This window comes from Petralouisia muris (assembly GCF_004793545.1).
GTDB classification, from domain to species: domain Bacteria; phylum Bacillota; class Clostridia; order Lachnospirales; family Lachnospiraceae; genus Petralouisia; species Petralouisia muris.
The window spans coordinates 1-476 of the sequence record NZ_SRYA01000255.1 but is presented as its reverse complement, the minus strand read 5'-3'; the positions used below and the strand labels follow the sequence as shown (position 1 = coordinate 476).

Below are 476 nucleotides of genomic sequence, written 5' to 3'. Positions count from 1 at the left end.
AGACAAGATACGGGTATTCCTCTTTCTCATCTATGCCGAACACGACTTCCTTTTTGCCGATGTGGATGCTCTGCGTGACCTCATAGGAGCTAATCATCCGTTTATCTTCATTCTCCATCTGGCTTCTCCTTTCCCTGTTTTTTCTCCCTCTGCTCATCTAAAATCCTTCGGATACAAACATCGCAGAAGATGGTACGGCTGTCCTTATATCGGGGATAAGGGCAGATCGTACAGTCATATTTCTTTGGGTTCTCATTGCTGCTCATGCTACCGCTCACGTTCATCGTGATGTTTCGCCTTTTTATCGGGTTGCTGATTATATGACATCTGACATTCTGACTGATAGCGTTCGTTCAGTTTCTCCCTTGCGGCTTCAAGGGTATTGCAGTAACAGCCCCAGTAATAGTTGTCGCCGCCCTTACAGTACCAGCATACATAAGGGTTCGGGGCTTTCGGGTGATGCCCGATGACAAGCT

Annotated in this window: 2 protein-coding genes; both read right to left on the bottom strand. The window is 47.1% G+C overall.

What is annotated here, in order from left to right; genetic code table 11:
* Positions 1-107: 107 nt before the first annotated feature.
* Complete coding sequence (locus tag E5329_RS30285; RefSeq protein ID WP_168356824.1) at positions 108-284, bottom strand: hypothetical protein; 177 nt, start codon at positions 282-284, stop codon at positions 108-110.
* Positions 268-476 (bottom strand): hypothetical protein (locus E5329_RS29390; RefSeq protein WP_135992599.1); only part of this gene is annotated, 209 nt, incomplete at its 5' end. The genes E5329_RS30285 and E5329_RS29390, both read right to left, overlap by 17 nt.

Coding starts and splice junctions, on each gene's coding strand:
- E5329_RS30285 (WP_168356824.1), bottom strand. CDS start 284: ATGAACGTGAGCGGTAGCATGAGCAGCAATGAGAACCCAAAGAAATAT.